Origin of the sequence: Salmonella sp. 3C, assembly GCF_025426275.1 — a bacterium.
Lineage (GTDB): Bacteria > Pseudomonadota > Gammaproteobacteria > Enterobacterales > Enterobacteriaceae > Salmonella > Salmonella enterica.
In genome coordinates this window covers 532,906-557,143 of the sequence record NZ_CP104858.1, presented here as the reverse complement: position 1 = coordinate 557,143, position 24,238 = coordinate 532,906, and the positions used below count along the sequence as shown (strand labels likewise).

The following is a 24,238-nucleotide window of genomic DNA, read 5'->3' as shown; positions in this document are numbered from 1 at the left end:
TTATTGATAATATGAATAATTTAAGTGGCGTCCCTGATATTAAATTCTTGTGATAATGGTATTAATCACCCTATATCAGAAAGTAAAATTATGCGTGCGGAGAAAAAATAATCAAAAAATGGCGAGCATCGCTCATTTTACCGTTTTTCTGAGGCTGGGAATAAAATAATTCACTTGTTGTGTAAAGTTTTTGATACGAAATGGAGGGGTTTAATCGACGATTGCGCATGATGTAAAGTTTATTTTACGTAATATGGATTGAAATCTTTACTTTTTGTGGTATGGTTTAAACATCCTCGTGGAGGATCAACTATCGCAAACAAGAAAAGACAGGATCGCCATCATGCAAAAAGACGCGCTGAATAACGTACGTATCACCGATGAACAGGTATTAATGACGCCGGAGCAGCTTAAAGCGGCCTTTCCGTTGAGCCTGGCGCAGGAAGCGCAGATAGCGCAGTCCCGGGGAATCATTTCTGACATTATTGCCGGGCGCGATCCGCGTCTGTTGGTGGTATGCGGTCCTTGTTCTATTCACGATCCTGAAACCGCTCTGGAATATGCCCGTCGATTTAAAGCCCTTGCCGCAGAGGTCAGCGATAGCCTCTATCTGGTAATGCGCGTCTATTTTGAAAAGCCGCGGACTACCGTCGGCTGGAAAGGGCTGATTAACGATCCTCACATGGATGGCTCATTTGATGTGGAAGCCGGGTTGAAAATAGCGCGTCAGCTACTGGTGGAACTGGTGAATATGGGGTTGCCATTGGCGACCGAAGCGTTGGATCCGAACAGCCCGCAATACCTGGGCGATCTGTTTAGCTGGTCGGCGATAGGCGCGCGCACAACCGAATCGCAAACCCACCGCGAAATGGCGTCTGGTCTTTCTATGCCGGTCGGCTTTAAAAACGGCACGGATGGCAGCCTGGCGACAGCGATTAACGCCATGCGCGCCGCTGCGCAACCTCATCGTTTTGTTGGCATTAACCAGGCCGGTCAGGTTGCGTTATTGCAAACCCAGGGAAATCCGCATGGCCATGTGATTTTGCGTGGCGGCAAAGCGCCAAACTATAGCCCGGCAGATGTCGCTCAGTGTGAAAAAGAGATGGAACAGGCGGGACTACGTCCTTCGCTGATGGTAGATTGCAGTCATGGTAACTCCAATAAAGATTATCGCCGCCAGCCAGCCGTTGCCGAATCTGTGGTTGCGCAGATTAAAGATGGCAATCGTTCAATCATTGGCTTAATGATTGAAAGTAATATTCATGAGGGTAATCAGTCTTCCGAACAGCCGCGCAGCGAAATGAAGTATGGCGTTTCCGTCACCGATGCTTGTATTAGCTGGGAGATGACCGATGCCCTGTTACGTGAAATTCATAAAGATTTGAGCGGCCAGCTGGCGGTGCGCGTCGCATAAGAGGTTGTTATGGTTGCTGAATTGACCGCGTTACGCGATCAAATAGATGATGTCGATAAAGCGTTGTTGAATTTACTGGCTAAGCGCCTGGAACTGGTTGCCAAAGTCGGCGAGGTGAAAAGCCGTTTTGGCCTGCCTATTTACGTGCCGGAGCGTGAGGCCTCTATGCTGGCTTCACGACGGGCGGAAGCAGAAGCGATCGGTGTCCCGCCCGATCTCATTGAAGATGTCCTGCGCCGGGTAATGCGTGAATCTTACTCCAGCGAAAATGATAAGGGGTTCAAAACGCTTTGTCCTTCTCTGCGTCCGGTCGTCATTGTGGGCGGCGGCGGACAGATGGGGCGTCTGTTTGAAAAAATGCTCACGCTGTCGGGCTATCAGGTCCGTATTCTGGAACAGCAGGACTGGCCGCGCGCCAGGGACATTGTCGCCGATGCCGGAATGGTGATCGTCAGCGTGCCGATTCATGTTACTGAACAGGTCATAGCGCAACTGCCGCCCCTGCCGTCCGACTGTATTCTGGTCGATCTGGCATCGGTGAAAAGCGATCCGTTACAGGCAATGTTGGCGGCCCATGATGGCCCCGTGTTGGGCTTGCATCCGATGTTTGGCCCGGACAGCGGGAGCCTGGCGAAGCAGGTGGTGGTCTGGTGTGACGGGCGTCAACCGGAAGCGTATCAGTGGTTCCTTGAGCAAATCCAGGTGTGGGGCGCTCGGTTGCACCGAATTAGCGCTGTCGAGCACGATCAGAACATGGCTTTTATCCAGGCGTTGCGCCATTTTGCTACCTTCGCTTATGGGCTGCATCTGGCGGAAGAGAACGTCCAGCTTGAGCAGCTTCTGGCGCTATCATCGCCGATTTATCGACTGGAGCTGGCGATGGTCGGGCGTCTGTTCGCCCAGGACCCGCAGCTGTATGCGGACATTATTATGTCGTCGGAGCGCAATCTGGCGCTTATCAAGCGTTACTATAAACGTTTTGGCGATGCGATCGGGTTACTGGAACAAGGTGATAAGCAGGCTTTTATCGACAGTTTTCGCAAAGTTGAACACTGGTTTGGCGATTATGCCAGACGCTTCCAGAATGAAAGCCGTGTGTTATTGCGTCAGGCGAATGACAGCCGACCATAATGATGACATCTATACTAAAAGCCAGCTTTGCTGGCTTTTTTCGTTTAAGGAACCGTTATGACTACGCCGCACGTTTTATTTGATTATGCCGGACATTTACCAGAATGCCCCACATGGAGCGAGGATGAAAGCGCGCTGTATTGGACCGATATCCTGGAACAGGAGATCCATCGTTACCATCCGGCGAGCGGGACGCATAGCGTGCTGGCGTTTCCGGAAGAGGTGGGCTGTTTTGCCTTGCGTGAGCAGGGCGGATTTATTGTGGCCATGCGTCATGCTATCTGGCTGGCCGATAAAAATGGATTATTGCAGCGTAAGGTTTGCGACAATCCCTCTAATACGAAACTGGCGCGTTTCAACGATGGCGGCACTGATGGCGATGGACGTTTTTATGCCGGAACGTTCTGGGCGCCAGGTGACTATAATGGCGCGTTGCTGATGCGGATCGATCATGACCTGACGGCAAAAGTGATCCAGTGCGATATCCAGGGACACAACGGCCTGGCGTTCAGCCCGGATAACCAGTGGATGTATACCTCCGATACGCCGAATGGCGTGATATACCGCACGTTACTTGATAAGCATGGCGATCCGGGCAAGCGTGAACTTTTTCGCCATTTTGGCGAAGGAGAAGGACTTCCCGACGGCGCGGCGATGGATAGCGAAGGGTGCTACTGGAGCGCGATGTTTGACGGCTGGCGCGTGGCGCGTTTCTCACCGCAAGGAGAGCAGCTGGAAGAGTACCGGTTGCCGGTACGTTGTCCGACGATGGTTTGCTTTGGCGGCGCAGATATGAAAACGCTGTTTATTACAACTACCAGAGAAAATATGTCTGCTCAGGAAGTGGCGGATTATCCGCTCTCCGGCGCCATCTTCACCCTGCAGGTAGCCGTCGCAGGGATGAAGAAAAGCCGTTTTATTGAACGTCAGGCAGGTTCTACCGGCACGACGTTTTCGCTGGGATAGCAGCCAAGCACTTTCATTGAGCGCGTGATCTCGCCCAGCTCTTTTAGCGCGCTTTGCATTACCTGCGACTCCAGGTTCGCCTGAATATCGAGATAAAACATCTCTTCCCACGGATTGCCGTGAATGGGGCGCGACTCCAGTTTCGTCATGATGAGATTGTGGTTACGCAGCACCAGCAGCGCTTCGACCAGCGCGCCAGCTTGCTGCCCGGTGGCGATTAACAGAGTGGTTTTTGCCGGAACCTGATCGGAAACGTTGATGGCTTTGCGCGCCAGTACCAGAAAGCGGGTGATATTCTGCGTCTGGTTTGCGGCAATGCGTTCCAGCACCTGTAAACCGTGCAACATGCCGCCTGCCTCGCTGCCGAGCGCCGCGACGCGCGGAGAGTTTGCCTGCGCGACTTTTTCCATCGCTGCCGACGTACTCTCGGTATAGTCGATTTTCCAGTGCGGATAGCGGCTCAAAAATTTACTGCACTGCTGAAACGGCTGCGGATGGCTGTACACCGTTTCGATGGTATTCAGATCTGTAGCGCCGGAAACCAGCACGCAGTGATCGATAGTGACAGTCATCTCACCGACAATCGACAGACTGGTGTGTTGCAATAAGTCGTACACATCGTTGATAGCGCCGGAGCTGGTGTTCTCTATCGGAACCACGGCGTAATCGGCCTGGCCGGTTTCGACCTGATGAAAAATATCGGCGAATTTTGCGCAGCCGCTCTCAATAAATTGCTCAAAATGGCGTGCAGCATACTGGCGCGCCGCGAGATGAGAATAGGAGCCTTTCGGCCCAAGAAACGCAATACGTGCCGAATGAGGGTGAGTATTATTCAGATGTTGTTGCAGCAGCGCCTGCTGAGTAAGCACGGAGTCTTCAATGATAAGCTGGAACAGACGGGTAATGTAGTGTGCGTCGAGATGGTGGGCTTTACCGAGATGGATGAGTCTGTCCAGCAGCGCGCGTTCACGATCGATATCCCGAACCGGACGATGCGACAGTAGTTTTGCTTGTCCCACTTCAATCGCCAGCGCGCGTCGTTTTGCCAGTAAGGCCAGTAACTCTTCGTCTAAAGCGCTGATTTTATCTCGCAGCGCCAGTAATGGGTTTTCCGATGTCATAGTGTTGCCTTTTTTGTTATCAATAAAAAAGGCCTCCCGGTGGGGGAGGCCTTCTTGTTCGTCTTCGCATTCTTTATCACATGACGAAACGCCTCCCGGTCAGGGGAAGATAAAAAAGAATGCGAAGAAAAACCGGGTTAGCTTCATAACTGTTTCCTTTGTGTACGTAAGTACAGTACCCGTACTGTTTTAATCCTGTCAACAAAAAACGCGCCCGAAGGCGCGTTGGCGATACACTCAATGTAAGGGACTACTCTTCTTCTGCTTCGACGAAGCTGGCATCTTTCACCGATGCGGTGGCACGACGGGCTTCGCCTTTATGCTGCACTTTATTGAGCTGCCGTTCCAGCTTGTTGATCAATTCATTAATAGCGGTGTACATATCTTCGTGTTTTGCGCTGGCGACCAGATGTCCGTTCGGTGTATTAATGGTGGCGTCAGCAATAAAGCCCTGTGGCTCTTTAGACAGAATGATATGAGGATTAATCAGGTGAGTTTGCCATTTTTCCAGTTTGGCGAGACGGTCTGCGACATGTTGGCGGATTGCCGGAGTAATTTCCATTTGTTTACTGGTAATGTTCATTGTCATAAATTTTACCTCTTGTCTTTCCCGTCTTGGTGATTCCAGCATACCGTTCTTAATGTCAAAATGTGTGATGTAAATCACATTATTTTGTCACTTTTTGTCAAGGCGAACTTTTTGTGAGGCATCGCAGGAAGAAGCGATCTTTTACTTGAGGAATGGCTGAAAGCAGGCCATATTTGACTGGATGCGTTGCAGTGAAATCATTTCTGTTGCATCAGATATCGAATAAAAAAACGGCAGCCGGAAGGCTGCCGTTTTGCTTGTTGGTATTGCTTCAGGTGTTTTTGCTGTTAGCGGCAATAATTTTCGCGACTTTGTCAGCCTGCGCATTCAGCTGCATTTGACGATAGGCGTTTTCCATCAGCGGCAACGCATCGCGCGTGGCCTGCGTATCAGGATAATTGCGTAGCATACCTTCTACCCGGTTTACGACCGCAACCCATGCGCCGCGCGCGGTATAGTACTCTGCGACGGAATATTCATATTTCGCCAGACGGTCTTTCAGGAATACCAGACGCTTAGTGGCGTCGGTGGTGTACTGGCTATTAGGATAGCTGCGTACCAGTTTCGAAAAGTCATTGAACGCCGCCCGCGCATGTTGCGGATCGCGATCGCTGCGATCGACGCCAAAGAAACCTTGCAGCGCGCTATCATCCAGCGCCATGTTCGTCAGGCCGCGCATGTACATGACATAGTCAATATTAGGGTGCGTTGGATTAAGACGCATAAAACGATCGATGGCGGCCTGCGCTAGCGGCAAATCGGCGTTTTTGTAATAGGCGTAGATAAGATCCAACTGCACCTGCTGAGAATACGGTCCGAATGGATAACGATTATCTAACGCTTCCAATTGCGTTATTGCCTGTTTCCAGTTACCGTCCTGCAGCTTTTGCTGAGCAGTCGCGTAGATTTCATTCGGCGGATTATCGGGCACCTCTTCCTTTGAACCCGAGCAACCCGCCAGAAACAGGCTCAACGTGGCTGCTGCCACCAGATATTTCATGCGCGTCATGACGTTTTGACTTTCCTCAAAATGTTTTACGGGAGATTCTCTGTTCCTGCTCCCGGTTAAGACCAGCTACAATAGCACACTATATTAAACGGCAAAGCCGTAAAACCCAACGTTAAACGAAGAAGCTGTATATGGCACAACGAGTACAACTCACCGCAACGGTCTCCGAAAACCAACTCGGTCAACGCTTAGATCAGGCTTTGGCCGAAATGTTCCCGGATTATTCACGTTCGCGTATAAAAGAATGGATTTTGAATCAGCGCGTGTTGGTCAATGGTCAACTTTGCGATAAGCCAAAAGAAAAAGTGTTAGGCGGCGAGCGGGTGGCTATTGATGCGGAGATCGACGAAGAGATTCGTTTTGAAGCGCAGGATATCCCGTTAGATATTGTTTATGAAGATGACGATATTCTGGTTATCAACAAACCACGCGATCTGGTGGTACATCCTGGCGCGGGTAACCCGGACGGTACGGTACTGAACGCGTTGCTACATTATTATCCGCCGATTGCGGATGTCCCGCGCGCGGGCATTGTGCATCGTCTGGATAAGGACACGACGGGGCTGATGGTGGTGGCCAAAACCGTTCCGGCGCAAACGCGCCTGGTGGAGTCTTTGCAGCTGCGCGAGATCACCCGCGAATATGAAGCGGTCGCGATCGGACATATGACGGCGGGAGGAACGGTGAATGAACCCATCAGTCGTCACCCGACCAAACGTACCCATATGTCGGTGCATCCCATGGGCAAACCGGCGGTGACCCACTACCGCATTATGGAACATTTCCGTGTGCACACGCGTCTTAGGTTGCGTCTGGAGACCGGGCGTACGCACCAGATCCGCGTGCATATGGCGCATATTACGCACCCGTTAGTGGGCGATCAGGTCTACGGTGGTCGTCCACGTCCACCGAAAGGCGCATCGGAAGAATTTATTTCCACGCTGCGTAAGTTTGACCGCCAGGCGCTGCATGCAACAATGCTGCGTCTCTACCATCCTGTATCGGGTATCGAAATGGAGTGGCACGCGCCGATTCCACAAGATATGGTGGACCTTATCGATGCGATGCGCGCCGATTTTGAAGATCATAAAGATGATGTGGACTGGTTATGAATGCACTGATTGTCCCGCAGTGGCCGCTGCCGAAAGGCGTCGCAGCCTGTAGTTCTACCCGTATTGGCGGGGTGAGTTTACCGCCTTACGACTCGCTGAATCTGGGCGCGCATTGCGGCGATAACCCGGAGCATGTTGAAGAGAACCGCAAGCGTCTGTTTGCGGCGGGCAATCTGCCTTCGAAACCTGTCTGGCTTGAACAGGTTCACGGTAAAAATGTGTTGAGGCTTACCGGAGAACCTTATGCCTCCAAACGTGCGGATGCGTCTTACAGCAATACGCCAGGAACCGTCTGCGCGGTAATGACGGCAGACTGCCTGCCTGTGCTATTCTGTAACCGTGAGGGAACAGAAGTGGCGGCGGCTCATGCGGGCTGGCGCGGATTATGTGAAGGCGTACTGGAGGAAACTGTCACCTGCTTTGCTGACAAACCAGAAAATATCATCGCCTGGTTAGGTCCGGCGATCGGCCCGACCGCGTTTGAAGTGGGGCCGGAAGTGCGTGACGCATTTTTAGCAAAAGATGCGCAAGCCGATAGCGCATTTTTGCCGCACGGGGAAAAATTTCTGGCGGATATTTATCAGCTTGCACGCCAACGTCTGGCGAATACCGGCGTTGAACATGTCTATGGCGGGGATCGCTGCACCTTTAGCGAAAGTGAGACTTTCTTCTCTTATCGTCGCGACAAGACGACAGGTCGTATGGCAAGTTTTATTTGGCTGATATAACCTAAAGAATCAAGACGATCCGGTACGGGTAACTTTCTTTTCACATAATTCAGGTCATTCACCTTGAATAATTGAGGGATGACCTCATTTAATCTCCAGTAGCAATTTTGACCTGTTATGGGAGGAGTTATGCGTCTGGATCGTCTTACTAACAAATTCCAGCTTGCTCTTGCCGATGCCCAGTCGCTCGCGCTGGGGCACGACAACCAATTCATCGAACCTCTTCATTTAATGAGCGCCTTGCTGAACCAGGAAGGGGGATCGATACGTCCTTTATTAACCTCCGCCGGCATTAATGCTGGCCAGTTGCGCACCGCTATCGATCAGGCGCTGAGCCGTTTACCGCAGGTGGAAGGCACCGGCGGCGACGTACAGCCTTCTTCGGAACTGGTACGCGTACTGAACCTTTGCGACAAGCTGGCGCAAAAACGGGGAGACAATTTTATTTCGTCAGAGCTGTTTGTTCTGGCGGCGCTTGAGTCTCGCGGCACGTTAACCGATCTGCTGAAATCAGCCGGTGCGACCACGGCCAATATCACTCAGGCAATTGAACAGATGCGCGGAGGTGAAAGCGTGAACGATCAAGGGGCTGAAGACCAACGTCAGGCCTTGAAAAAATATACCGTCGATCTGACCGAGCGGGCTGAACAAGGTAAGCTTGACCCGGTAATTGGTCGTGATGAAGAAATTCGCCGTACCATTCAGGTACTGCAACGTCGTACTAAAAATAACCCGGTGTTAATCGGTGAGCCAGGGGTCGGTAAAACGGCAATTGTTGAAGGACTGGCGCAGCGCATTATTAACGGTGAAGTCCCTGAAGGCTTAAAAGGTCGCCGCGTACTGGCGCTGGATATGGGCGCGCTGGTGGCCGGGGCGAAATATCGCGGCGAATTTGAAGAGCGTCTGAAAGGCGTGCTGAACGATCTGGCGAAACAGGAAGGCAACGTCATCCTGTTTATTGACGAGCTGCACACGATGGTTGGCGCAGGTAAGGCCGATGGCGCCATGGACGCCGGGAATATGCTGAAACCGGCGCTGGCGCGTGGTGAACTGCACTGTGTGGGCGCCACCACGCTGGATGAATACCGTCAGTACATTGAAAAAGACGCGGCGCTGGAACGTCGTTTTCAAAAAGTGTTTGTCGCAGAACCTTCAGTGGAAGACACCATTGCTATTCTGCGTGGCCTGAAAGAACGTTACGAGCTGCACCACCATGTGCAGATCACTGACCCGGCGATTGTGGCGGCGGCAACATTATCTCACCGCTATATCGCCGACCGTCAGTTGCCGGATAAAGCTATCGACCTGATCGATGAAGCGGCATCCAGCATTCGTATGCAGATTGACTCTAAGCCGGAGGAGCTGGACAGGCTCGACCGCCGTATTATTCAGCTCAAACTGGAACAGCAGGCGTTGATGAAAGAGTCTGACGAGGCGAGTAAAAAACGTCTCGATATGCTCAACGAAGAACTGGACGACAAAGAGCGCCAGTATTCTGAGCTGGAAGAAGAGTGGAAAGCGGAAAAAGCGTCGCTCTCTGGTACGCAAACTATTAAAGCGGAGCTGGAGCAGGCGAAGATTGCCATCGAGCAGGCGCGCCGCGTTGGCGACCTGGCGCGAATGTCTGAATTGCAGTACGGCAAAATTCCGGAGCTGGAAAAACAGTTGGAAGCCGCGACCCAGTCGGAAGGTAAAACCATGCGTCTGTTACGTAACAAAGTAACGGATGCGGAAATTGCCGAAGTGCTGGCGCGCTGGACCGGTATTCCGGTTGCCAGAATGCTGGAAGGCGAACGTGAAAAACTGTTGCGTATGGAACAAGAGTTACACAGCCGTGTGATCGGGCAGAATGAAGCCGTTGAAGCAGTATCGAACGCCATACGTCGTAGCCGCGCGGGGCTGTCCGATCCGAACCGTCCGATTGGTTCCTTCCTGTTCCTTGGGCCGACGGGGGTCGGTAAAACCGAACTGTGTAAAGCGCTGGCTAACTTTATGTTCGACAGCGACGACGCGATGGTGCGTATCGATATGTCCGAGTTTATGGAGAAACACTCCGTGTCTCGTTTGGTCGGGGCGCCTCCGGGATATGTCGGCTATGAAGAAGGCGGTTATTTGACGGAAGCGGTACGCCGTCGTCCTTATTCCGTCATCTTGTTGGATGAAGTAGAAAAAGCGCATCCGGATGTATTCAACATTCTGTTGCAGGTGCTGGACGACGGTCGGCTGACTGACGGGCAGGGGAGAACGGTCGACTTCCGTAATACGGTGGTCATTATGACTTCTAACCTCGGTTCCGATCTCATTCAGGAGCGCTTTGGCGAACTGGATTACGGTCGAATGAAAGAGATGGTGCTGGGTGTGGTTAGCCAAAACTTCCGTCCGGAATTTATCAACCGTATTGATGAAGTTGTGGTATTCCATCCGTTAGGTGAGCAACACATCGCTTCTATTGCTCAGATCCAGCTGCAGCGTCTGTACAAACGTCTGGAAGAACGTGGTTATGAAATCCATATCTCCGACGAGGCGCTGAAACTGTTGAGCGCCAACGGTTACGATCCGGTCTACGGGGCGCGTCCGTTAAAACGTGCTATTCAACAGCAGATCGAAAACCCACTGGCGCAGCAAATCCTGTCTGGTGAACTGGTTCCTGGCAAAGTGATTCGCCTTGAAGCCAATGATGATCGTATTGTGGCAGTGCAGTAAGTCACAAATTTGAATAAAACGGGCCCTGACGGGCTCGTTTTTGTCTAAAAACCAGGCGAAAATAGGCTTTTGGTTCAAATGTTGTTTGAAAAGTGAACGGTTGAGCTTTTTTTTGCATTTAGGTCTTGTCAGGCTCTAATAACTCCCTATAATGCGCCACCACTGACACGGAACAACGGCATACAGGCCGCCGGGTCAGAAAGGCTTCGTTAAGAAGCCTGTGAGGAAAGCGAAAATAAAGGCTTGACTCAAAAAGAGGAAAGCGTAATATACGCCACCTCGCGACGGTGAGCTGTAAGCCGCGTCGCACCTGCTCTTTAACAATTTATCAGACAATCTGTGTGGGCACTCGAAGATACGGATTCTTAACGTCCTCGGACGAAAAATGAATACCAAGTCTCAAGAGTGAACACGTAATTCATTACGAAGTTTAATTCTTTGAGCATCAAACTTTTAAATTGAAGAGTTTGATCATGGCTCAGATTGAACGCTGGCGGCAGGCCTAACACATGCAAGTCGAACGGTAACAGGAAGCAGCTTGCTGCTTCGCTGACGAGTGGCGGACGGGTGAGTAATGTCTGGGAAACTGCCTGATGGAGGGGGATAACTACTGGAAACGGTGGCTAATACCGCATAACGTCGCAAGACCAAAGAGGGGGACCTTCGGGCCTCTTGCCATCAGATGTGCCCAGATGGGATTAGCTTGTTGGTGAGGTAACGGCTCACCAAGGCGACGATCCCTAGCTGGTCTGAGAGGATGACCAGCCACACTGGAACTGAGACACGGTCCAGACTCCTACGGGAGGCAGCAGTGGGGAATATTGCACAATGGGCGCAAGCCTGATGCAGCCATGCCGCGTGTATGAAGAAGGCCTTCGGGTTGTAAAGTACTTTCAGCGGGGAGGAAGGTGTTGTGGTTAATAACCGCAGCAATTGACGTTACCCGCAGAAGAAGCACCGGCTAACTCCGTGCCAGCAGCCGCGGTAATACGGAGGGTGCAAGCGTTAATCGGAATTACTGGGCGTAAAGCGCACGCAGGCGGTCTGTCAAGTCGGATGTGAAATCCCCGGGCTCAACCTGGGAACTGCATTCGAAACTGGCAGGCTTGAGTCTTGTAGAGGGGGGTAGAATTCCAGGTGTAGCGGTGAAATGCGTAGAGATCTGGAGGAATACCGGTGGCGAAGGCGGCCCCCTGGACAAAGACTGACGCTCAGGTGCGAAAGCGTGGGGAGCAAACAGGATTAGATACCCTGGTAGTCCACGCCGTAAACGATGTCTACTTGGAGGTTGTGCCCTTGAGGCGTGGCTTCCGGAGCTAACGCGTTAAGTAGACCGCCTGGGGAGTACGGCCGCAAGGTTAAAACTCAAATGAATTGACGGGGGCCCGCACAAGCGGTGGAGCATGTGGTTTAATTCGATGCAACGCGAAGAACCTTACCTGGTCTTGACATCCACAGAAGAATCCAGAGATGGATTTGTGCCTTCGGGAACTGTGAGACAGGTGCTGCATGGCTGTCGTCAGCTCGTGTTGTGAAATGTTGGGTTAAGTCCCGCAACGAGCGCAACCCTTATCCTTTGTTGCCAGCGATTAGGTCGGGAACTCAAAGGAGACTGCCAGTGATAAACTGGAGGAAGGTGGGGATGACGTCAAGTCATCATGGCCCTTACGACCAGGGCTACACACGTGCTACAATGGCGCATACAAAGAGAAGCGACCTCGCGAGAGCAAGCGGACCTCATAAAGTGCGTCGTAGTCCGGATTGGAGTCTGCAACTCGACTCCATGAAGTCGGAATCGCTAGTAATCGTGGATCAGAATGCCACGGTGAATACGTTCCCGGGCCTTGTACACACCGCCCGTCACACCATGGGAGTGGGTTGCAAAAGAAGTAGGTAGCTTAACCTTCGGGAGGGCGCTTACCACTTTGTGATTCATGACTGGGGTGAAGTCGTAACAAGGTAACCGTAGGGGAACCTGCGGTTGGATCACCTCCTTACCTTAAAGAACTGTTCTTTGCAGTGCTCACACAGATTGTCTGATGAAAAGTAAATAGCAAGGCGTCTTGCGAAGCAGACTGATACGTCCCCTTCGTCTAGAGGCCCAGGACACCGCCCTTTCACGGCGGTAACAGGGGTTCGAATCCCCTAGGGGACGCCACTTGCGCGGTAATGTGTGAAAGGCGTTGCCATCAGTATCTCAAAACTGACTTACGAGTCACGTTTGAGATATTTGCTCTTTAAAAATCTGGATCAAGCTGAAAATTGAAACACAGAACAACGAAAGTTGTTCGTGAGTCTCTCAAATTTTCGCAACACGATGATGAATCGTAAGAAACATCTTCGGGTTGTGAGGTTAAGCGACTAAGCGTACACGGTGGATGCCCTGGCAGTCAGAGGCGATGAAGGGCGTGCTAATCTGCGATAAGCGCCGGTAAGGTGATATGAACCGTTATAACCGGCGATACCCGAATGGGGAAACCCAGTGTGACTCGTCACACTATCATTAACTGAATCCATAGGTTAATGAGGCGAACCGGGGGAACTGAAACATCTAAGTACCCCGAGGAAAAGAAATCAACCGAGATTCCCCCAGTAGCGGCGAGCGAACGGGGAGGAGCCCAGAGCCTGAATCAGCATGTGTGTTAGTGGAAGCGTCTGGAAAGGCGCGCGATACAGGGTGACAGCCCCGTACACAAAAGCGCATGTGCTGTGAGCTCGATGAGTAGGGCGGGACACGTGGTATCCTGTCTGAATATGGGGGGACCATCCTCCAAGGCTAAATACTCCTGACTGACCGATAGTGAACCAGTACCGTGAGGGAAAGGCGAAAAGAACCCCGGCGAGGGGAGTGAAAAAGAACCTGAAACCGTGTACGTACAAGCAGTGGGAGCACAGGTTTACCTGTGTGACTGCGTACCTTTTGTATAATGGGTCAGCGACTTATATTCTGTAGCAAGGTTAACCGAATAGGGGAGCCGGAGGGAAACCGAGTCTTAATTGGGCGTTAAGTTGCAGGGTATAGACCCGAAACCCGGTGATCTAGCCATGGGCAGGTTGAAGGTTGGGTAACACTAACTGGAGGACCGAACCGACTAATGTTGAAAAATTAGCGGATGACCTGTGGCTGGGGGTGAAAGGCCAATCAAACCGGGAGATAGCTGGTTCTCCCCGAAAGCTATTTAGGTAGCGCCTCGTGAATTCATCTCCGGGGGTAGAGCACTGTTTCGGCTAGGGGGCCATCCCGGCTTACCAACCCGATGCAAACTGCGAATACCGGAGAATGTTATCACGGGAGACACACGGCGGGTGCTAACGTCCGTCGTGAAGAGGGAAACAACCCAGACCGCCAGCTAAGGTCCCAAAGTCATGGTTAAGTGGGAAACGATGTGGGAAGGCCCAGACAGCCAGGATGTTGGCTTAGAAGCAGCCATCATTTAAAGAAAGCGTAATAGCTCACTGGTCGAGTCGGCCTGCGCGGAAGATGTAACGGGGCTAAACCATGCACCGAAGCTGCGGCAGCGACGCTTATGCGTTGTTGGGTAGGGGAGCGTTCTGTAAGCCTGCGAAGGTGGCCTGTGAGGGTTGCTGGAGGTATCAGAAGTGCGAATGCTGACATAAGTAACGATAAAGCGGGTGAAAAGCCCGCTCGCCGGAAGACCAAGGGTTCCTGTCCAACGTTAATCGGGGCAGGGTGAGTCGACCCCTAAGGCGAGGCCGAAAGGCGTAGTCGATGGGAAACGGGTTAATATTCCCGTACTTGGTGTTACTGCGAAGGGGGGACGGAGAAGGCTATGTTGGCCGGGCGACGGTTGTCCCGGTTTAAGCGTGTAGGTGTGTGTTCCAGGTAAATCCGGTTCACTTTAACACTGAGGCGTGATGACGAGGCACTACGGTGCTGAAGTAACAAATGCCCTGCTTCCAGGAAAAGCCTCTAAGCATCAGGTAACATCAAATCGTACCCCAAACCGACACAGGTGGTCAGGTAGAGAATACCAAGGCGCTTGAGAGAACTCGGGTGAAGGAACTAGGCAAAATGGTGCCGTAACTTCGGGAGAAGGCACGCTGACACGTAGGTGAAGTGATTTACTCACGGAGCTGAAGTCAGTCGAAGATACCAGCTGGCTGCAACTGTTTATTAAAAACACAGCACTGTGCAAACACGAAAGTGGACGTATACGGTGTGACGCCTGCCCGGTGCCGGAAGGTTAATTGATGGGGTCAGCGCAAGCGAAGCTCCTGATCGAAGCCCCGGTAAACGGCGGCCGTAACTATAACGGTCCTAAGGTAGCGAAATTCCTTGTCGGGTAAGTTCCGACCTGCACGAATGGCGTAATGATGGCCAGGCTGTCTCCACCCGAGACTCAGTGAAATTGAACTCGCTGTGAAGATGCAGTGTACCCGCGGCAAGACGGAAAGACCCCGTGAACCTTTACTATAGCTTGACACTGAACATTGAGCCTTGATGTGTAGGATAGGTGGGAGGCTTTGAAGTGTGGACGCCAGTCTGCATGGAGCCGACCTTGAAATACCACCCTTTAATGTTTGATGTTCTAACGTGGACCCGTTACCCGGGTTGCGGACAGTGTCTGGTGGGTAGTTTGACTGGGGCGGTCTCCTCCTAAAGAGTAACGGAGGAGCACGAAGGTTGGCTAATCCTGGTCGGACATCAGGAGGTTAGTGCAATGGCATAAGCCAGCTTGACTGCGAGCGTGACGGCGCGAGCAGGTGCGAAAGCAGGTCATAGTGATCCGGTGGTTCTGAATGGAAGGGCCATCGCTCAACGGATAAAAGGTACTCCGGGGATAACAGGCTGATACCGCCCAAGAGTTCATATCGACGGCGGTGTTTGGCACCTCGATGTCGGCTCATCACATCCTGGGGCTGAAGTAGGTCCCAAGGGTATGGCTGTTCGCCATTTAAAGTGGTACGCGAGCTGGGTTTAGAACGTCGTGAGACAGTTCGGTCCCTATCTGCCGTGGGCGCTGGAGAACTGAGGGGGGCTGCTCCTAGTACGAGAGGACCGGAGTGGACGCATCACTGGTGTTCGGGTTGTCATGCCAATGGCACTGCCCGGTAGCTAAATGCGGAAGAGATAAGTGCTGAAAGCATCTAAGCACGAAACTTGCCCCGAGATGAGTTCTCCCTGAGACTTAAAGTCTCCTGAAGGAACGTTGAAGACGACGACGTTGATAGGCCGGGTGTGTAAGCGCAGCGATGCGTTGAGCTAACCGGTACTAATGAACCGTGAGGCTTAACCCTACAACGCCGAAGATGTTTTGGCGGATGAGAAGACGATTTTCAGCAGTGATTCAGAGTTGAGTACGCAATACTTTGCGCAGCAGCAAGGCGGCAAGCGAAGGAAAGGAAGGAGCATACAGAAGTATGTGACTGAGTTTACGAGCGCAGGCAACGCCGCTGATGCGATAAAGAATTGCGTACAGAGCACAAAGAATTTGCCTGGCGGCAGTAGCGCGGTGGTCCCACCTGACCCCATGCCGAACTCAGAAGTGAAACGCCGTAGCGCCGATGGTAGTGTGGGGTCTCCCCATGCGAGAGTAGGGAACTGCCAGGCATCAAATAAAACGAAGGGCCCTGTCGGAAGACAGGGCCTTTTGTTTTTGTCTGTTTCTGCCGGATGGCGGCTCCGCCTTATCCGGCCTACAGGAATTATCCCGCCTACGAAGCTGGTGTTCTTGTAGAACCGACAAGAGTACATCCCACCCAATCGTTAACGATGAACTATCCTTTACACGTGCTTATATAAGCAGTGAGGATTTTCATTGGCTATCAAACCTTTTAACTACCAGCAGGACTTTTCCAGCATTGACTTCCGCCAGCAGCCTGAATTGTATCAGGTTGGACGAGGCGAGCAGGGGGTGCTACTGGTTGAACCCTACAAAAGCGAAATTCTTCCTTTCTGGCGCTATAAAGATGAAGCATCGGCGATGAAATCCGCAGAACAGATCTACCAGTTGTTCGAAGCTTACCGGCAGCAGGATGATTTCGTTGGTATGGACATGGCGCGTAAATTTATTCAGATGGGATACACCCGCGCCAGGCGATACGCTAACTATAAAGGCGGTAAAAAGTATGCAGAAGACGGCAGCCTGAATACACGGGGTAATGATCCTATTAAGGCCGCGGCGGCAACGGTTTTCAAAGGTTGGTGGGATAAAATCCGTCAGGACGAAGACTATCTGAAACGGAAACGCCAGCATCAGGCACGGTGGGGATAAAAATTAGCAAACAAATAATTAACACTTTATTTACTTTTGGGTCTCGCGTAATCTGAATCTCCAAAATAAAAGGCCGATTAAGCCTGGCAACAAGGAGAACAGTATGGCAGAAATTATTCAGCGTATAGATAAAAATAACGCTGAGGCTCCGGAGATGCGGCGACGCATATGGGCTATCGTGGGGGCCTCTTCCGGAAACTTAGTGGAATGGTTTGATTTCTACGTCTACTCTTTCTGCTCGCTCTATTTTGCACATATCTTCTTTCCTTCTGGTAATACCACTACTCAGCTTTTGCAAACGGCAGGCGTCTTTGCCGCCGGTTTTTTAATGCGGCCTATCGGTGGTTGGCTGTTTGGACGCATTGCCGATCGACGCGGGCGCAAAGCCTCAATGTTGATTTCGGTGTGCATGATGTGCATGGGGTCGCTGGTGATTGCCTGCTTACCTGGTTACGATACCATCGGCACCTGGGCACCGGCGCTGCTACTTATTGCAAGGTTATTTCAGGGGCTCTCGGTAGGGGGAGAGTATGGGACCAGCGCGACATATATGAGTGAAGTTGCGCTTGAAGGTCGTAAGGGATTTTTCGCGTCGTTTCAGTACGTTACGCTTATCGGTGGCCAACTACTGGCATTGCTGGTCGTTGTGATTTTGCAGCAGGTTCTGGAGGATGCTGAGCTTCGTGCCTGGGGATGGCGTATTCCCTTTGCGCTGGGCGCCGTGCTGGCGGTTGTGGCGTTATGGCTACGTCGCCAGCTGGATGAAACCTCGAAGCATGAGACTCGCGCATTAAAAGAAGCCGGTTCGTTGAAAGGTTTGTGGCGTAATCGCAAAGCCTTTTTGATGGTGCTTGGTTTCACCGCGGCAGGCTCGCTGTGCTTTTATACCTTCACCACCTATATGCAGAAATATCTGGTAAATACAGCAGGTATGCATGCCAATGTCGCCAGCGGCATTATGACGGTCGCGCTGTGTGTTTTCATGTTTGTGCAGCCGTTATTCGGCGCGTTATCCGATAAGATTGGCAGGCGCACCTCTATGCTATGTTTTGGCGCACTCGCGACGCTTTTCACCGTTCCAATTCTCTCCGCGTTGCAGAATGTGACGTCGCCTTATGCCGCATTTGCTTTAGTGATGTGCGCGCTATTGATTGTGAGTTTCTATACCTCGATTAGCGGGATCCTGAAAGCAGAGATGTTTCCGGCGCAGGTTCGCGCCCTGGGCGTCGGTTTATCTTACGCGGTAGCAAATGCGTTATTTGGCGGCTCTGCGGAATATGTCGCGCTGTCGCTAAAGTCTGTCGGTATGGAGAGTTCATTCTTCTGGTATGTTACCGCGATGGCCGTTCTGGCTTTCCTGGTTTCGCTGATGTTGCACCGTAAAGGAAAGGGCTTGCGCCTTTAGTATCGCGCCATTTGCCAGATAGCGTAACCGGTTGTCGCGCCAGCGACATCCCAGACAAAATCTTTCCAGCTCCAGCCGCTGCCTTCCGGGCGGCTGTCCCAGAGTTCTTTTGAGGCTCCGAGACTCAAAGAAAACATCAGCCCTATCGCTGCGCTGCGGTCAGGGCTTACTCCCTGGTGGCGCGCATACTCATTACCGGCTGCCGATAGCATCGCTGATGCCATAAAATGCTGGGCTTTATCCTGACCGCTCCAGTGGTCGTTAGCCAGATGGCTGCACCCGGAGAGAAACAACACCGCAAAAGGAATCAACACGCGCACCAGTTCACTCCTAAGAGAAAACCCCGTACAGGACGGGGCTTCGATTACAGGATACGGCTAATTAATCTGTCGATGCGGATCCGGCGCAGACGGCGAATCAATTTACGCACTTTTATCGGATAGTCGGCAATGCTCTGCAGGTCACGATAATGTTTTACGATGGTTGTGTGCGTTCGGATAAGTTCCAGCTCTTTTTCCCGCTGAGGGGCAAGCTCTTGCTTAGGATCGTGGATCAGAATGGCGTTTTCCAGATCCAGACGCCAGGCGCGAGGATTCAGATTGTTGCCGGTGAGTAGCATCCATTTATCATCTACCCACATCCCTTTCAAATGATAGGTATTGTCGTCATCTTTCCACAGACGCACCACAAGCTGATCGGTATTGACGTAATACTGTAAACGGCTCAGGAAGCGGCGCAGGTTAATCTCATAGAGATAGGGCAACGCGCCAATGATCTTGAACGGTTCATCTTCCGGAATGTAAAAATCATTCGCGGTTTTATCGCCAACAATGATTTCGACTTTCTTTCCGTCGCGCAGTAGCTGAATAATATTCCGCACCAGTACCGCTGGTAGATTGAAGTAAGGGGTACAAATGGTGAGCTTATGCTCCGCACAGGGCATGAGATGGAAAATGGTTTTGTTCAGCAGACTAGATTTTCCAAGCCCGACCAGCGGCGTAACGGAGAGCTGCTCGTCATTAGCGTCACCCTGAAAATGATATGACGCATCACGCAGCTCCTGACGGTATAAGCGGATATCGTTTTTAATCTCCGGGCTTTTCGGCCGCTGGGTATTATCCAGACGATTCACACCACGGCCATTCATCAGATTTTGCGTCACCCAGTCAAACATGATGTCTGCCATTTGCCGATTGCGAATCAGCTGGTAGCGATCGTAACGATATTTGTCATGCTGATGGAGATAGACATCGTTCAGGCTGGCGCCGCTGTACAGGACGCTATCATCAATGATAAAGCCTTTAAAATGCAGTACGCCAAGCGCTTCTCGCGTATTAATCGGTACGCCGTAAACCGGGACATCAATGCCGGGGTTTTCCTGCGCCAGTCGGCAATACCAGTCTGCATTGGTATTCGAGGCCGCTGCGCCAATGCGCCCGCGTTGCGCGCGATGCCAGTCGACCAGCACCCTCACGTCCAGTTCAGGACGCTGCCGTTTAGCCGCATAGAGCGCGTCGAGTATACCTTTACCCCCATCGTCCTGTTCCAGATACAGGGCAACGATACAAATACGCTGCGTCGCGCTGGCGATTTTCTCCAGCAGTGTCTCCCGAAAAGTAGCAGGAGTATAAAAGAAATCTACATCATCAACTGACTGAGAAATCTTAGGGAGTTGGGCAAGGTGTTGTTGATGTTTATTACGCTTAAATTTTGACAACATCACAGTGCATTTCTTCTCTGTTCATTGAAGGGTCCTCTGTGCTATGCAGACGACATAAGCGAGCAATAATAACATCAGTACCCGTTAAAGTGGTCAACATTTCCAGTACATTACTCACGATTCATCACATTTGGCCAGATTCAGCGTCAATCCCACGATGCCCTCGTCGAGCTGAATATCGACCTGAAATCCCAGTTTTCTGGCCAACGCGACCATGCCGCGATTGTTCGGCATCGTAATACCGTTCAGCCGCTTCAATCCGTGATCGCGAGTATAGGCAATCAATTTCTCCATTAAACGGCGTCCTAAACCCAACCCTTTGAGATCTGAACGCACCAATACGGCAAACTCGGCATCTACGTTGTCAGGATCGGAGATCGCGCGCGTTACGCCGAGGATCTCTTCAGCGTTGTCCATCCGCCTCACGGCCACAAAGGCCATTTCTCGATCGTAGTCGATCTGCGTCATGTTGGCTAAATCTTCATGGGTGAATTCGTTGATCTCGCTGAAATAACGGTAGTAAAGATCCTCTTTGGTGACCTGGGCGATGAATTGTCGCAGTTGGGGCTCATCTTCCGGCAGGATAGGACGGAACAGGCAGCGATCGCCGTTTTTCATCTCCACCCACTCTTCAAGCTGGTGGGGATAGGGGCGTACCGCAAGTCGACTTTCGTTATCGCCATCAAACGGGGCAATATCCAGCGTCACATCCAGCGCGGTAAACTCACTGGCGGAAGCCAGCAGCGGATGGATATCCAGACGCTGAATTTCCGGGCAGTCGACAATCAGGTTTGAAACCTGGACCAGCAATTGGCTTAAACCGACAATATCCAGCGGACGCAGCGCGCTACGGGCGCGAATTTTCCGCTGTTTAATGCCCTGAATCACCAGATAGCGCGCCAGATTCATGTTGAGCGGCGGCAGCGCGACGACCGCCTGCTCTTCCGGACGCCACTCTACGCCGCCTTCACCCAACATAATCAAAGGACCAAACACCGGATCGTGCTCGACCACCACACGAAGCTCCTGCGCGCCGGCGCGGTTAGCCATGCTTTGTACCAGCAAACCGTGAATCCGCGCCTGCGGCCAGGCCATCTTTACACGATCAAAAATGGCGTTCGCGGCCTGTTGTACCTCGCTTGCGGTCCGCAGGTAAAGCATGACCCCCTGAACTTCAGATTTATGCGGAATGTCGGGCGAGCGCAGCTTGAGAGCTACCGGATAGCCTATCTGTTCGGCGATATGCACCGCTTCAGCGCTGTCGCTGGCAATCCAGGTTGGGAGCGTGTGCAGCCCATAGGCGTGTAAAATCGGCTGTACTTCATGGGTATCCAGTGAGGCGGCGCCTTCCGCAATCGCCCGCTGTAACAGATTATGCGCCTCAGCGGTATTGGACGTCAGGTTACTCGGCAACGCTGGCGTTTCTCGCAGTTGCTTCTGGTTACGCCGGTATTCCACCATATGCATAAACGCGGTAATCGTGCCTTCCGGCGTACGGTAGGTTGGTAATCCGGCTTCGCTGAATAGCCGTCTTGCCTCCTGAGACGAGAACTCGCCGCACCAGTTTGTCAGCAGCGTAACAAACTTGCCTCTGGGGTGGCGCTTAATCGTCTCGATCAGAGCATGGGCGCTTTCTGTACCCGGCGCGGCAGCGCTGGGAGAGTGGATAACCATAAGCGCGTCAAAATCCTGACTGGCGAGCAGGATATCCAGCGTTTTGACGTAATGTTCGCTGCTGGCGTCATCACACAGATCCAGCGGATTGGCAATATCTATGTGCGCGGGAAGCGCCTGCCGTAGTTGCAGGCAGGTCTCTTCGCTCAACGTCGCCAGCTTGCCGTTACGCGACCACAACTCATCTAACGCCAGCGCGGCAGGCGCGGCGCCATTGCTGATGATCATCAGTCTGTCGCCGCGTAGCGGACGCATATGGCTCAGTGTTTCGACGGCGGAAAAAAGCTCGTGCGTATCCTGGACTCGCAGCAGGCCTGCGCGCTGGATGGCCGCATCCCACGCAGGGTCCATTCCCGCGCTGGTATTAAGTAAACGCTGGGCTGCCGGGCTTCGGCCGCTTTTAATCACCAGAATCGGTTTGTTACGTGAAGCGCTACGGGCGGCGGAAACAAAACGGCGGGCGTCGCTTAACTGTTCCAGATAGAGCAAAATCGCGCTGGTCTTGCTGTCGCGCGCCAGATAGTCCAGTAGTTCATCGACATCAATATCCAGGCTATCGCCCAGCGCGATAAAGTAGGAAAAGCCCATTTCACGCTGTTGCGCCCAGTCAAGAATAGTATTGGACACGGCGGCAGACTGGGAAATAAAAGCGAGCTTGCCCTGTTTAATCGGGACGGGAGAAAAGCTGGCATTCAGCCCTTGCCACGGCGCGAGGAGCCCAAGACTGTTTGGACCCAGCAGACGCATTTTATAATGCCGGGCACAGGCAAGAAGTTCTTCATGTTGCGACGTGGGAGCAGAAAGGATAATGCACGTTTTACACCCTTTCGCGCCAAGCGCGTCCAGTAACGCCAGGTTACGGCTGGCGTTAGTGCATAAAATAGCCAGATCGGGGGTGAAAGGAAGACTGGCGATATCCGGCCAGGCCATGACGCCTAAAACGGCTTTCCAGGCGGGCGTCACGGGAAGAACGGGGCCATTGAATCCGCCCGCCAACAAGTTACGCATCATCAGGTAACCCGCGCGGTGGGGCTTCATTGATGCGCCAATCACCGCGATCGATTTTGGCCGCAGTAGCGCTTCCAGTCCTTGCTGGCTCATACCGGTTTCCCTTACACAGAAGTGACCGGATAATTTTAAACGCTTTCGCTATTTTATGCTGTGACGTTTCCCGGATGTTGCGTTTTTCCTGCCAGATAGCGCGTTTTAAAACGGGTAAAATGTTCACCTAAACTGGTTGCTGCCTCGGTATCTCCCGCCAGATCTAACAACGCTATGGCGACTTCGGCGGTACAATATTGCCCTTCGGCATGGATTTCACGCAGACGATAAGCTGAAAGACGCGATAAATCGACGGAAATGACCGGCAGATGATCCAGATAAGGGCTTTTACGAAACATTTTACGTGCTTCGGGCCAGGTGCCGTCCAGCATGATAAACAGCGGCGGTTTCCCGGCGGGCGGGGTGGAAATGACCTCGCGCGCTTCGCCGGCGTAGGATGCAGGAAAAACCACTATCGGTTGATAATCCGGATGCCGTACCAGCTCCAGCAACGCCTGCGTCGGCTCGGTACGCGAACACTGAAACGCCGCGGTATCCGGCAAAATATCGGCTATCAGCCGGCCGGTATTGCTGGGTTTCATCGGTTCAGTGTCAAACATGACCAGACAAAAACGGCTTTTCGCCTGAGAAGGCGTTAACGTATCACACAGGCAAGATTTTAGCGGCAGCAGGCAGCGTTGACAGCGGCGAACCCGATTGCCTCTGGCAAGAAAAGGGCGTGTAGCGCGCGCAAGCCGTTCGGCGCGTAACTGAAGGACAGCGTTATTGATCATAGAAAGCGTTTGCGGAGAAAAACGCTATTGTGGCAGAGGTGAAAACGGGGCACAAGATGCGCCCCGTGGCGTTTACAGCGCTTCGTTCAGCCAGCTGTCGAAAGGCGCTTTAGGCACTGCGCCATTAAGCATATCGACCACCTGTCCATGTTTAAAAATCATAATCGTCGGGATGCTGCGAATACCGAAACGGGCGCTGAGTTCCCGTTCCGCCTCGGTATTTACTTTGACGAAACGGACTTTACCGCTGCGCTCTTCTGCGACATCCTCGAAGATTGGCGCAAAGTTACGGCAAGGGCCGCACCAGGGGGCCCAAAAGTCGATCACCACTGGAAGATCGTCCTTCAACAGTTTGTCCAGCGTTTCGCCGGTCGCATTAATGACTTCTCCGTCAAACAACTCATGACCGCAGCGTCCACATTTTGCCGCATCCTGAAGCCGATCGTCGGGGATGCGGTTAATGGCCTGACAATGGGTACAAACGGTGTTCATAGCTAACCTCTGAATACGTCGGAAGACGTCCCGCTACGCGCGGGATGTTTCTATAATGTTACATATTATCGAGGAGTCTGTGCTAAACAACAATGTGTTTTAT

The 24,238-nt window shown here is 52.3% G+C and carries 17 protein-coding genes, 1 tRNA gene, 3 rRNA genes and 1 other annotated feature; of the genes, 12 read left to right on the top strand and 9 right to left on the bottom strand.

What is annotated here, in order from left to right:
• The first annotated feature begins 343 nt into the window (after nt 1–343).
• Genes aroF through N7E69_RS02520 form a run of 3 tightly spaced genes read left to right on the top strand, consistent with a single transcriptional unit; the run spans nt 344 to nt 3,511 of the window.
• Entirely contained in the window at nt 344–1,414 is a 1,071-nt protein-coding gene (aroF, locus tag N7E69_RS02530; RefSeq protein WP_001168062.1) for a 3-deoxy-7-phosphoheptulonate synthase AroF, read from the top strand.
• Between the two features lie 9 nt (nt 1,415–1,423).
• Nucleotides 1,424–2,545 (top strand): bifunctional chorismate mutase/prephenate dehydrogenase, encoded by a 1,122-nt coding sequence (gene tyrA / locus N7E69_RS02525; RefSeq protein ID WP_000225188.1) that lies wholly within the window; start codon nt 1,424–1,426, stop codon nt 2,543–2,545.
• A gap of 57 nt (nt 2,546–2,602) precedes the next feature.
• Nucleotides 2,603–3,511, top strand: coding sequence for an SMP-30/gluconolactonase/LRE family protein (locus N7E69_RS02520; RefSeq protein ID WP_000210984.1), 909 nt, complete (start codon nt 2,603–2,605; stop codon nt 3,509–3,511).
• Here N7E69_RS02520 and pheA read toward each other — a convergent pair.
• The 4 genes from pheA to bamD all read right to left on the bottom strand — a co-directional run bounded on the left by pheA (nt 3,472) and on the right by bamD (nt 6,230).
• On the bottom strand, nt 3,472–4,632 hold the full coding sequence (gene pheA / locus N7E69_RS02515) for a bifunctional chorismate mutase/prephenate dehydratase (RefSeq protein WP_000200077.1): 1,161 nt from the start codon (nt 4,630–4,632) through the stop codon (nt 3,472–3,474). The genes N7E69_RS02520 and pheA overlap by 40 nt on opposite strands.
• Before the next feature lie 22 nt (nt 4,633–4,654).
• Nucleotides 4,655–4,780: a sequence feature (Phe leader region), on the bottom strand.
• Nucleotides 4,732–4,779, bottom strand: a complete 48-nt coding sequence (gene pheL, locus N7E69_RS02510; protein ID WP_010989056.1) for a pheA operon leader peptide PheL — start codon at nt 4,777–4,779, stop codon at nt 4,732–4,734. It overlaps the preceding feature by 48 nt.
• 102 nt (nt 4,781–4,882) lie before the next feature.
• The gene (gene raiA / locus N7E69_RS02505; RefSeq protein WP_000178449.1) at nt 4,883–5,221 is read right to left on the bottom strand and encodes a ribosome-associated translation inhibitor RaiA; all 339 of its coding nucleotides are present in this window, start codon (nt 5,219–5,221) and stop codon (nt 4,883–4,885) included.
• 271 nt (nt 5,222–5,492) lie between these two features.
• Entirely contained in the window at nt 5,493–6,230 is a 738-nt protein-coding gene (gene bamD / locus N7E69_RS02500) for an outer membrane protein assembly factor BamD (protein WP_000197660.1), read from the bottom strand.
• A gap of 131 nt (nt 6,231–6,361) precedes the next feature.
• On the opposite strand from bamD, the gene rluD reads away from it, so the two are divergent.
• From rluD to N7E69_RS02455, 9 genes are all read left to right on the top strand, one after another.
• A complete protein-coding gene (gene rluD / locus N7E69_RS02495; protein WP_000079130.1) occupies nt 6,362–7,342 on the top strand; it encodes a 23S rRNA pseudouridine(1911/1915/1917) synthase RluD in 981 nt (326 codons plus the stop codon).
• Nucleotides 7,339–8,070 carry a purine nucleoside phosphorylase YfiH gene (gene yfiH / locus N7E69_RS02490; protein WP_000992639.1) on the top strand — a complete coding sequence of 244 codons (732 nt, stop codon included), beginning with the start codon at nt 7,339–7,341 and terminating at the stop codon, nt 8,068–8,070. Before rluD ends, yfiH begins: the two co-directional genes overlap by 4 nt.
• A 129-nt stretch (nt 8,071–8,199) precedes the next feature.
• A complete protein-coding gene (gene clpB / locus N7E69_RS02485; RefSeq protein WP_001235092.1) occupies nt 8,200–10,773 on the top strand; it encodes an ATP-dependent chaperone ClpB in 2,574 nt (857 codons plus the stop codon).
• 455 nt (nt 10,774–11,228) lie between these two features.
• Nucleotides 11,229–12,770, top strand: a 16S ribosomal RNA gene (locus N7E69_RS02480).
• A gap of 85 nt (nt 12,771–12,855) precedes the next feature.
• A tRNA-Glu gene (locus N7E69_RS02475) sits at nt 12,856–12,931 on the top strand.
• A 193-nt stretch (nt 12,932–13,124) separates the two neighbouring features.
• Nucleotides 13,125–16,032, top strand: a 23S ribosomal RNA gene (locus tag N7E69_RS02470).
• 197 nt (nt 16,033–16,229) lie between these two features.
• A 5S ribosomal RNA gene (rrf, locus tag N7E69_RS02465) occupies nt 16,230–16,345 on the top strand.
• Together the 16S, 23S and 5S rRNA genes with 1 tRNA gene alongside form the textbook arrangement of a ribosomal RNA operon.
• 208 nt (nt 16,346–16,553) lie before the next feature.
• On the top strand, nt 16,554–17,009 hold the full coding sequence (locus N7E69_RS02460) for a DUF4385 domain-containing protein (RefSeq protein ID WP_000985653.1): 456 nt from the start codon (nt 16,554–16,556) through the stop codon (nt 17,007–17,009).
• A gap of 103 nt (nt 17,010–17,112) precedes the next feature.
• A complete protein-coding gene (locus N7E69_RS02455; RefSeq protein WP_000807815.1) occupies nt 17,113–18,414 on the top strand; it encodes an MFS transporter in 1,302 nt (433 codons plus the stop codon).
• On the opposite strand, the gene N7E69_RS02450 is transcribed toward N7E69_RS02455, so the two are convergent.
• The 5 genes from N7E69_RS02450 to trxC form a co-directional block, all read right to left on the bottom strand.
• Entirely contained in the window at nt 18,411–18,734 is a 324-nt protein-coding gene (locus N7E69_RS02450; protein WP_001264467.1) for a YfiM family lipoprotein, read from the bottom strand. The genes N7E69_RS02455 and N7E69_RS02450 overlap by 4 nt on opposite strands.
• Nucleotides 18,735–18,778: 44 nt before the next feature.
• Complete coding sequence (gene pssA / locus N7E69_RS02445; RefSeq protein ID WP_000949286.1) at nt 18,779–20,134, bottom strand: CDP-diacylglycerol--serine O-phosphatidyltransferase; 1,356 nt, start codon at nt 20,132–20,134, stop codon at nt 18,779–18,781.
• A 114-nt stretch (nt 20,135–20,248) separates the two neighbouring features.
• The gene (gene pat / locus N7E69_RS02435) at nt 20,249–22,909 is read right to left on the bottom strand and encodes a protein lysine acetyltransferase (RefSeq protein ID WP_000082638.1); all 2,661 of its coding nucleotides are present in this window, start codon (nt 22,907–22,909) and stop codon (nt 20,249–20,251) included.
• 53 nt (nt 22,910–22,962) lie between these two features.
• Nucleotides 22,963–23,643, bottom strand: a complete 681-nt coding sequence (gene tapT / locus N7E69_RS02430; RefSeq protein ID WP_000609323.1) for a tRNA-uridine aminocarboxypropyltransferase — start codon at nt 23,641–23,643, stop codon at nt 22,963–22,965.
• Between the two features lie 72 nt (nt 23,644–23,715).
• Nucleotides 23,716–24,135: a thioredoxin TrxC gene (trxC, locus tag N7E69_RS02425; protein WP_001098732.1), complete on the bottom strand. Its 420-nt coding sequence runs from the start codon at nt 24,133–24,135 to the stop codon at nt 23,716–23,718.
• Nucleotides 24,136–24,238 lie beyond the last annotated feature (103 nt).